Origin of the sequence: Canibacter zhoujuaniae (assembly GCF_011752005.1) — a bacterium.
Taxonomy (GTDB): Bacteria; Actinomycetota; Actinomycetes; order Actinomycetales; family Microbacteriaceae; genus Canibacter; species Canibacter zhoujuaniae.
Map to the genome: position 1 here is coordinate 165,333 of NZ_JAAIJZ010000003.1, position 9,371 is coordinate 174,703.

Sequence of the window (9,371 nt, forward strand, 5' to 3'; positions counted from 1 at the left end):
CCCGGGATCTAAATTCTTTTAAAAGATTTACTTCTTAACAGCTGCCTTCAGCTTTGAACCGATGGTAGCCTTTGCACGCTTACCAGCTGGAATGTTGATGGTCTCGCCGGTCTGTGGGTTGCGGCCAGTGCGAGCAGCGGTCTCGATGGTGTCGAAGGTTACCCAACCTGGGATTGAAACTTTACCGCCGTTAGCGAGGGTCTCAGCAACTGCGCTGAAGAGACCGTCGATTACGCTGTTTACTGCTGCCTGGCTCTGACCGGTCTCTGCAGCTACCTTTGCAACGAGTTCAGTCTTGTTGAGTGACATTTGTCATCCTTTCAAAGTGGGGTATCCACCCTAATTGTTTAAGACTCAAGGGAAGCCCCACAAGGGGAGTTTCCACCGTGACGGTGCCACGGAGTCGATCAGTTGATCTGACGCTAATTTACCCCAGTAATCGCCTATTAGCGGTGTTTTGCGGCGACTTTTTTAGTGTTTGCCCCGCAATTTTCCGGTTTCTCAGAGTTTTTTATGGTTTTTAACCCGATTTTGCGCTTTTCGAGGCTTGCAAATATCTTCGATTTCCATAGCTGAGATAGGCGCAAGGGTTACATCGTCTTTAATATTCGGCGTCAACTGCGGCGCGCGCAGCAGAGCGCGGTTTCACTATCTCGACAACCTGCAGATGCTCCGGGTGCACGCTGTATTCTGCAAGGGCTGCCGCGTCTGCAAAGTCAGTGATTAAAACTAAATCCCAGTTGCCCTCAGCTCCAAGACTCTCCGCATGCACCTCTATATGCTCTAGAGTCGGAATTTTACCGTCCATAGCCTTAAGCGCCGCAGCGCACTCGGCGGCTTGCTCAGCTCGCGCCTCGACGGTGGCGCCGTTCATTTTCCACATCACAACGTGTCGCAGCATTTACTTCTCCCAGCTCTCGATTTTGAATCCATCCATAACGATACCGCTTCATCCGCACACCTAGAATGCAAAAGCATAAGGGCGGACACTTAACAGTGCCCGCCCTTACGTCAGTATATGTATAAGCGTTTACCAGCTTGACTTGGTGATGCCTGGCAGCTCACCGCGGTGTGCCATATCGCGGAAACGCACACGGCTGACGCCGTATTTTGAAAGTACGCCACGTGGACGACCGTCGATTACGTCGCGGCTGCGCACACGCACTGGAGAAGCGTTGCGTGGCAGCTTCTGCAGGCCACGACGAGCAGCTTCACGGCTCTCAGGGGTGCCGTTTGGGTCTACGAGAGCTTTCTTCAGCTCTGCGCGACGCTCTGCGTAGCGCGCAACAACTTCCTGGCGCTGTTTGTTCTTAGCGATCATGCTTTTCTTCGCCATGATTAGCGCTCCTCTCGGAATTCAACGTGCTTACGAACTACCGGATCGTACTTCTTGAGCACGAGTCGATCTGGAGTGTTGCGGCGGTTCTTCTTGGTTACGTAGGTGTAACCGGTGCCTGCGGTAGAGCGCAGTTTAATGATTGGGCGAACGTCTTGAGCTTTTGCCATTTTAGAGCTTCACCCCACGCTTCTGCAGATCTGCAACTACGGCTTCGATACCGCGCGCATCGATAACCTTGATTCCCTTTGCTGACAGGGTCAGGGTAACCTTGCGGCCGAGTGAAGGCACGAAGTAGGTCTTTTTCTGAATGTTTGGATCAAACCGACGCTTGGTGCGGCGGTGTGAGTGTGATACGTTGTGGCCAAAGCCTGGAACGGCTCCGGTCACCTGGCACACTGCTGCCATAAATGTTTCCTCTCAGTACCGAAGAATCGCAGTGATTCTTCCCAAGATCTCTTGTCTGCGTCCCGGCCGGTTGGCACGGGTCACGGTCTGCGCTCCTAGGAGAGAACACAGCCAAGAATCAAGCTTACGCTAGTTAGCACAGCCTGCGCAAGTTTGATTACCGCGCTAGATTAACGACATTTAGCGCAGATACCGAAGATGTCGATCACGTGCTTTACGTCACTGTAGCCGTGTCGCTTTGCTTCTTCTTGCGCCCAGCGTTCAACTGGGGCGGCCGCAATCTCAACCGCTGCCCCGCATTTGCGGCAAATGAGGTGGTGGTGATGGTGGTCTGTGCTGCAAAATCGAAAGAGGTTTTCACCCTCGGGTGAGTTCAGCATGTCTGCCTCACCCAGTTCCACCAAGGTGGCGAGCGAACGGTAGACGGTTGCAAGCCCGATGGTGCTGCCCTCAGCGCGCAAACGATCGTGCAGCTGTTGGGCACTCACAAACCCGGTCTCGGCCGCCATGGCCGCCCGCACAGCCTCACGCTGCCAGGTGTTCCGCTTTACAACCATTTTCGCTCCTTAGGGCTCTGCACAAGATTGTAATGTGTTTAGTTTAAATATGTCAGGTGCGGATCGCGCGCACACCGAGTGACAGCAAAAACAAGAGCGCGACAACCAGGCCGATTGCGCCTCCGGCGGCAACTGCAAAATGCCATGACAGCCACAGGCCGACTGCGCTGGCGGTAACCGCCAAAATGAATGCGACCGGCGGCACCCAGGCGATGTTTCGCACTAAAAGCTGTGCGGTTGCGGCCGGCCCAACAACAAGCGAGACCGCAAGAATTGCGCCCACGGCCGGCATTGCCACAACGATTGTTGCGGCGGTGATGGCTGTCGCCACTAACTCAGGCAGCAGTGGATTGCCGCCCGCCGCCCGAAATCCGATGCGATCGAATGTGTCATAAAACAGTGCTCTATGTGTGAAACCGAGCACTGCGACAACGCTGCCAAGCACTACTGCGGCAACCACAATATCTGTTGTTTGCACACCGAATAGAGAACCGATAAGCAGCGATTCAACCGGAATTGAGCTGCCACCCTGCAGGGAAGCGAGCAGGGATCCGAGCGCAAAACCGAAAACCAGCACGATACCCGTTGCCGTGCCCGCCCCCTGTCGCTTAACACGACTGAGCAAAGCGAGCAACACTGTCAGGAGGAGGGCAGCAACCGCCTGCCCGAAAAGCACATTAATCCCCAGCATTGCGGCTATTACGCCACCGGGGAAGGTTGCGTGACTGAGCGCTACCGAGTAGAAAGCCCGCCCACGCATCACAATCAGCGGCCCGACTATCGCAGCAAGCATGGAGAGCAGCAGAAGTTCAACGGCTGCGCGTTCGAGATAGCTTAGTGTCACTGCGCAACCTTTCTGCTCTGTAGTTTGCGAGCTAGAGAAGGCAGCAGGGTCAGCCCGTATATTGCGATGAGGGCAAGCACTACCGCTGCACCCGCGGGGGTGTTTACGCCCAGCGCGAATGACGACCAAATTGCAAAAGCAATGCCTACGAAACTGGCGAATGCGGTGATCAGAAACGCCAGGAGCACCGTTCCCCAGAGTCTGTTAGTGAGCTGCCGAGCGGCTGCTGTTGGCACGATAAGCAGCGCTGTAACCAGCAGATTACCGAGCGCTTGCACACCAGCCACTATCAGAAACGCAATCGCAACCCCGAGGATGAGGTCGGTAGCCAGCACACTGTAACCGGCGGCGCGGAAACCGCTCACATCATGCGCACGGAAGATCTGTCGTCGCCAAGTCATGAGGATCATGAGCACTGAGAGCAGCGCTACACAGCTAAGGGCGATCAGCTGCGTCGCGGTGACGGTCAGCAGATGCCCAAATAACAGCGCATTCAAGGCGCTCACATAGTCCTGCTGCCGTGAAACGAGCACGATGCCGAGGCTGAACGCGCTGGTGAGGATCACCGCGACAGCCGCATCATTACCGAGCTTGCCGCGCTGCGTGAGGAGGGTGATAAGCACGACCGCGATCGTTGCGGCAACAAGCGCGCCAGGTAGGAGGAGTGTTGATCCGCCAATAATATAGCCGATTACTAGACCGGGAAACACCGCGTGCACGAGCCCGTCAGTGACAAACTCGAGGTCTCGAAAACTCACGAAAAGCCCGATAATACTGGCTGCAGCTGCGAGCATGAGCATGGTTAATAAACCGCGCATTATGAACGGCAGTTGAAAGGCGGCAAGTAAGTCTGTGAAGGTCACGGGCACTCTTCAGGATCTGCGGCGGCGTGCGTGTGCATCTCGTGAATGTGGTCGCCGTGGTGCACGTGGTGCTGATGCCCGGTGTCTTCGTGGCGAGTAGTGAGTTTGTGCGCGTCTATCTCAACAGTTGTGTCGTGGAATGTGGCCGCGACGTTTTCAAGGGTGAGCGCTTGGGCAATAGTGCCGAACGCGATCATACGCTGGTCGAGGAGCATCACGTGAGTGCAGGCATCTCGCGCTATCTCAAGGTCGTGCGTGCTCACAACAACGGCACATCCGCTCTCTCTAAGAGCTGTAATAGTGCGCAGTAAGGCGTCGCGATTGGGCCGGTCGAGACCGTTAAACGGCTCATCTAGCAGCAGTAGGCGTGGTTTTGCGACGAGAGCGCGAGCAAGAATTGCACGCTGCTGCTGCCCGCCGGAGAGGTCTGAGAAAAGTTTTTTCGCGTGCTCTGTCAGGCCTACAGTCGACAAGGCTTCACTGATGGCGGCTTTGCCGTTTTTTCCGATCGGTTGCAGCGCACGGCGGTGACTGTAGAGACCCATTGCGAGGACCTGCTGCACAGACACAGGAATCTGCAGGTTGCGACTGTCTGCTTGAGGCAGCAGCCCCAGTTGTTTGTTTGCGGATCCGGGCCGCACCCCGAGCACCTGCGCGCTGCCGCCAAGATGCTCAGTAAGCCCGGCGAGACCGTTCAGCAGCGTCGATTTTCCGCTGCCGTTTGGCCCGATTAAAGCAACCGACTCGCCCGCATGCAGGGTGGCGGTGATGTTTGCTGCCGCTGCCCTGCCGGCGTAGCCAAAACTGGCGTCTCGCAGATCAACCACGGCTGCTGCCTGCGCAGGCTTTCGTGGCGGGATCGGTCTTGTTAAAGTTTTACTCATCTCGCTGTATCGCTTGACTGGGGTGTGAGGTTAGACAGTTCTCGAACAAGGTTGTGCCAGATCGAATGCCGCCTTTTACTCCCGCACTAGTTTGTGACTTCTTGTGGCACAGGAGAAGGATCGTATCCCCACGCCTGCAGGATATTTTCTGTGTTGGCGATCGTTGCCCCGATGTAGGTGTTTGCCGGCGGTTCTACACCGACAGCATCAGCATAAATCGGATCTGTGACAAGCACCACGTTTGCCTCGTTTGCAACGGTTTTGCTGAGCCGATCACTAACGCTTGACTCAAAGAAGATAGCCTGCACACCCGATTTTTTAATGTTGGCAACAAGCTCGTTAATTTCCGCAGCACTCGGCTCGGAGTTATCTTCAAAGCTCGGGATCACGCTGCCAACAAACTCTATGCCATAACTGTCAAGGTAGTACAGGAGAGCATTATGGCTGCTCACAAACCGTTTTTTAGCAGGATCCACCTTCGCGAATTCTGACGCAATCCAGCTGTCAAGCGCAGCTAGTTTTTCACCATAGGCTGTCGCGTTTTCGTGATAGTACTCCCGGTTTTCTGGGTCTGCTTTACTCAGCGCCTCTGCAATTGGGTCAAGCATCTGCCGAGCCATTTTCGGTGCTGTCCAAATGTGCGGATTGACACCACCGTGATCGTGATCATGATCGTGATCGTGATCCTCAGCTTCGGTAGCGTGACCGTCGTGATCAGCTTCACCCTGCGCGGCAGATTTTGCGGTTATCTCTGCAGCGGCCTCTAGGTCTACAGCGTCTGCCGCCTCAACAATTTTGCCGTGAAAGCCACTCGATTTAATTGCCGAGTCGAGAAATTCTTCAAGCCCGACTCCGTTTAGAAAGAGAATGTCTGCCTCGCCGAGTGCGACTAGATCAGCTGGGGTTGGATCAAAATTGTGCGCACTGGCACCCGGTTTTAAAAGCCCGGTGAGTTGCACACGATCACCGGCAATTTGCGCAACAAAGTCTTGCACCTGGGTGGTGCTCGCAACTACTTTAAGTTTGCCTTCTGCGCTGCCGCTACTCTGTGCTGCTCCGGTGTCAGAGGTGCCGCCTGTGGCGCATCCAGCAAGCGCGAGACCGCAGACTGCGAAAGCACCGATTAGGGTGGCGATTCTCTTTCGTAAACCGTTTTTTAGCATACCCTCCAGCATACCCCTTAATGATAATCGTTCACAAATAGCGGTAGCTTGGGGTAATAGTTTGGGGGTCCGAGTAACACCCGAACCCCCAACAACTAACCTAGTCAGCTAGCTAGCTTTCCTGCTCCTCCTTGCGGCGACCGGCCACCAGCAGCACACCAGCAGCAAGCGCAACCAAGATCACACCGATCACAGCAAACTCACCACTAGAACCAGTGATAGCCAGACCAGGCTTCCGAGGCGCAGCCTTAATCGGCTCAGGCGACTTCACAAGCCCGAAATTAGCCTCAGCAGTCCACTCATTGCCCGCATCCAAGGTAACCGACCAGCCGTCAGCACCAAAACTGAACTCAAAACCAGCAGGCACAGTATCAGGATCAATCTTCACCGTGTAGCTACCAGGCTCAAGATCACCGAACTCAAAGAAACCATTCTCATCAGTCTCAGAAGTCCCGATCAGCTCACCCTGAGCATCGAAAAGGTTAACCTTCACATTCGGGAAACCCTTACTTGGGTCAGGCAGATTACTGCGATCCGCATCATTCCAGACAGTGCCGGTCACCTTGCCAGCGCCAATCAGACCAAAGTCCTGCTGCTCAGCAGTCATCTGCTCAGGCGTAAGCTCTACCGAAAGCACCTCATCAGTGGTCAACTTGTAACCAGCAGGCACATCAACAATGCGCAAGGTGTACTCTCCCGGCCACAGCTTCTCAACTACATAACCGCCGTCTTTATCAGTAACCGCAGTAATCGGCTTACCTTCAGAGTCGAGCACCGGATTACCGTCAGCATCATAAAGACCTACAACAACATTCTCGAAAGTATTCTCAGCCCCATCAAAAACACCGTCGCGATCACCGTCGTTGAAAATGCTGCCCGTAATAACGCCGGTGCCAACAACACCGAAGTCAATATCGCTACGCGCAACATCCTTACCACTGATAGTGAAGGTGTAGCTCTCGCCGCGTGAGTCGTCACGGCCGTTACCAGCATCAGCTGGCGAAGCCGTAAACCCAGCAGGCAAATCAAACTTCACAGTGTAGGTGCCGGCAGGCAGCTCATCAAAGCTGTACAGACCCTGCTCATTGGTAGTCGCAGTCAACGGCTCACCATCACCATTCAGCACAGGCTCACCCTTACGATCAAGCAGGTTCACAACTACACCCGCAAGACCAGGCTCAGCAGGATCCTGAATTCCGTCACCGTCCTTATCGAGCCAGACACGGTCACCAACCCTAACCGGTTTCGCGTAACCAAAGTCACGATCGTTCACAACCATGCTTTCAGCAGACTCATCGCTCAAAGCAACATCGTAAACACCACCGGCTGCTGGGCCAGAAGACTGCGAGTAGCCGGCAGGCAGAGTATCTGTCTTAACCCGCACCTGGTAATCACCAGGAGCAAGATTAGCAAAACGATACCCACCAGCATCATTCGTCACAGCGGTAGCAATGACATTACCGGTAGCAGGATCAACCAGCTCAACAGTCACACCATTGAACGGACCCTCACCGGCATCCTGCACACCGTCACCGTTGTCATCGTTGAAGAGCTTGCCGGTAATCACACCAGCATTCTTCACAGCAGCATCAACGTCCAGACGCTCCTGACCAGAAACAACAGTCACAGGAGTAATAACACCCTCACCAGCATTCAGCTCAGCAAGCTTATTATCAGCGCCGGTCACAGTCGCGGCATACGCATTCTTAGAAGGCAGCACTAGCTTCACCTGATAGTCGCCAGGACGCAAGCCAGGGAAACTGTACTTCCCCTCAGCATCGGTGGTCACAACAACAGGGTCACCAGCTGCATCGGTCACAGGGTCACCAGCTGCATTAAGCAGATGCACCTCAACACCAGCAATACCAGACTCACCAGCATCACGAACACCATTATCGTTACCATCAAGCCAGACAGTATCACCAATAGAAGCAGGACGATAGAAACCAAAATCCTGATCCAAATTAGTCATCGCCGCAGGCGTAAGGCTCACAGTCCCCGAAGTCAAAGACAGCTCGCCCTCACCAGGACCAAACGACTGCACAAAACCATCAGGCTGAGCAACACGCACCTTGTAATCACCAGGCACAACACGCTCAAAACGGTACTTACCATCAGCGCCAGTAACCGCGGTAACAGGCTCAGCCCCATCAGCCAGCACATTACCGTTCACATCAACCGGCTCACCAGCAGCGTTCAACAGCGTCACAACAACACCGGCAACACCAGGCTCACCAGCATCATGCTTACCGTTACCATTAGTGTCTTCAAAAACGAGATCACCAATAACACCAGCGCCAACAAAACCGAAATCAACACTGTTATTAGTCTCACCAGAAACCACAGTCACAGCGCTCTTATTCGGATTTGAATCAACCCCACGATCAGCCCCCTGCTCAGCAGACGCAGGAACATAACCAGCAGGAGTCTCATACTCAACGGTGTAAGCACCAGGACGCAAGCCAGGGAAACTGTACTTCCCCTCAGCATCCGTCTTCACAGACGCAACAGTCTTACCACCGGCATCAACAAGCTTGACAGTAACATCAGCAAGCGGACGCTCACCCGCACCCTGCACACCGTCATTATTCTCATCAAGCCAGACAGTATCACCAATAGAAGCAGGACGATAGAAACCAAAATCCTGATCCAAATTAGTCATCGCCGCAGGCGTAAGGCTCACAGTCCCCGAAGTCAAAGACAGCTCGCCCTCACCAGGACCAAACGACTGCACAAAACCATCAGGCTGAGCAACACGCACCTTGTAATCACCAGGCACAACACGCTCAAAACGGTACTTACCATCAGCGCCAGTAACCGCGGTAACAGGCTCAGCCCCATCAGCCAGCACATTACCGTTCACATCAACCGGCTCACCAGCAGCGTTCAACAGCGTCACAACAACACCGGCAACACCAGGCTCACCAGCATCATGCTTACCGTTACCATTAGTGTCTTCAAAAACGAGATCACCAATAACACCAGCGCCAACAAAACCGAAATCAACACTGTTATTAGTCTCACCAGAAACCACAGTCACAGCGCTCTTATTCGGATTTGAATCAACCCCACGATCAGCCCCCTGCTCAGCAGACGCAGGAACATAACCAGCAGGAGTCTCATACTCAACGGTGTAAGCACCAGGACGCAAGCCAGGGAAACTGTACTTCCCCTCAGCATCCGTCTTCACAGACGCAACAGTCTTACCACCGGCATCAACAAGCTTGACAGTAACATCAGCAAGCGGACGCTCACCCGCACCCTGCACACCGTCATTATTCTCATCAAGCCAGACAGTATCACCAATAGAAGCAGG

Annotated in this window: 11 protein-coding genes; all 11 read right to left on the reverse strand. The window is 54.2% G+C overall.

What is annotated here, in order from left to right:
* Window positions 1-27: 27 nt before the first annotated feature.
* Window positions 28-309 carry an HU family DNA-binding protein gene (locus HCR00_RS06245; protein WP_166986663.1) on the reverse strand — a complete coding sequence of 94 codons (282 nt, stop codon included), beginning with the start codon at window positions 307-309 and terminating at the stop codon, window positions 28-30.
* Window positions 310-601: 292 nt separating this feature from the next.
* Window positions 602-901: a Dabb family protein gene (locus HCR00_RS06250; RefSeq protein ID WP_166986660.1), complete on the reverse strand. Its 300-nt coding sequence runs from the start codon at window positions 899-901 to the stop codon at window positions 602-604.
* Between the two features lie 129 nt (window positions 902-1,030).
* On the reverse strand, window positions 1,031-1,336 hold the full coding sequence (gene rpsN / locus HCR00_RS06255; RefSeq protein ID WP_166986656.1) for a 30S ribosomal protein S14: 306 nt from the start codon (window positions 1,334-1,336) through the stop codon (window positions 1,031-1,033).
* Between the two features lie 2 nt (window positions 1,337-1,338).
* Complete coding sequence (gene rpmG, locus HCR00_RS06260) at window positions 1,339-1,506, reverse strand: 50S ribosomal protein L33 (RefSeq protein WP_166986653.1); 168 nt, start codon at window positions 1,504-1,506, stop codon at window positions 1,339-1,341.
* 1 nt (window position 1,507) lies between these two features.
* On the reverse strand, window positions 1,508-1,744 hold the full coding sequence (rpmB, locus tag HCR00_RS06265; RefSeq protein WP_166986650.1) for a 50S ribosomal protein L28: 237 nt from the start codon (window positions 1,742-1,744) through the stop codon (window positions 1,508-1,510).
* Window positions 1,745-1,914: 170 nt separating this feature from the next.
* Window positions 1,915-2,301 (reverse strand): Fur family transcriptional regulator, encoded by a 387-nt coding sequence (locus HCR00_RS06270; protein ID WP_166986647.1) that lies wholly within the window; start codon window positions 2,299-2,301, stop codon window positions 1,915-1,917.
* A gap of 52 nt (window positions 2,302-2,353) precedes the next feature.
* Complete coding sequence (locus HCR00_RS06275; protein WP_167143745.1) at window positions 2,354-3,145, reverse strand: metal ABC transporter permease; 792 nt, start codon at window positions 3,143-3,145, stop codon at window positions 2,354-2,356.
* Window positions 3,142-4,008 (reverse strand): metal ABC transporter permease, encoded by an 867-nt coding sequence (locus tag HCR00_RS06280; RefSeq protein ID WP_243854576.1) that lies wholly within the window; start codon window positions 4,006-4,008, stop codon window positions 3,142-3,144. The genes HCR00_RS06275 and HCR00_RS06280 overlap by 4 nt, the downstream gene beginning before the upstream one ends.
* Complete coding sequence (locus HCR00_RS06285; RefSeq protein ID WP_167143748.1) at window positions 4,005-4,892, reverse strand: metal ABC transporter ATP-binding protein; 888 nt, start codon at window positions 4,890-4,892, stop codon at window positions 4,005-4,007. The genes HCR00_RS06280 and HCR00_RS06285 overlap by 4 nt, the downstream gene beginning before the upstream one ends.
* An 86-nt stretch (window positions 4,893-4,978) precedes the next feature.
* Entirely contained in the window at window positions 4,979-6,067 is a 1,089-nt protein-coding gene (locus HCR00_RS06290) for a metal ABC transporter substrate-binding protein (protein ID WP_167143751.1), read from the reverse strand.
* A gap of 100 nt (window positions 6,068-6,167) precedes the next feature.
* Window positions 6,168-9,371: SdrD B-like domain-containing protein (locus HCR00_RS06295; RefSeq protein WP_208317313.1), on the reverse strand; the 3,204-nt coding region annotated here is incomplete at its 5' end.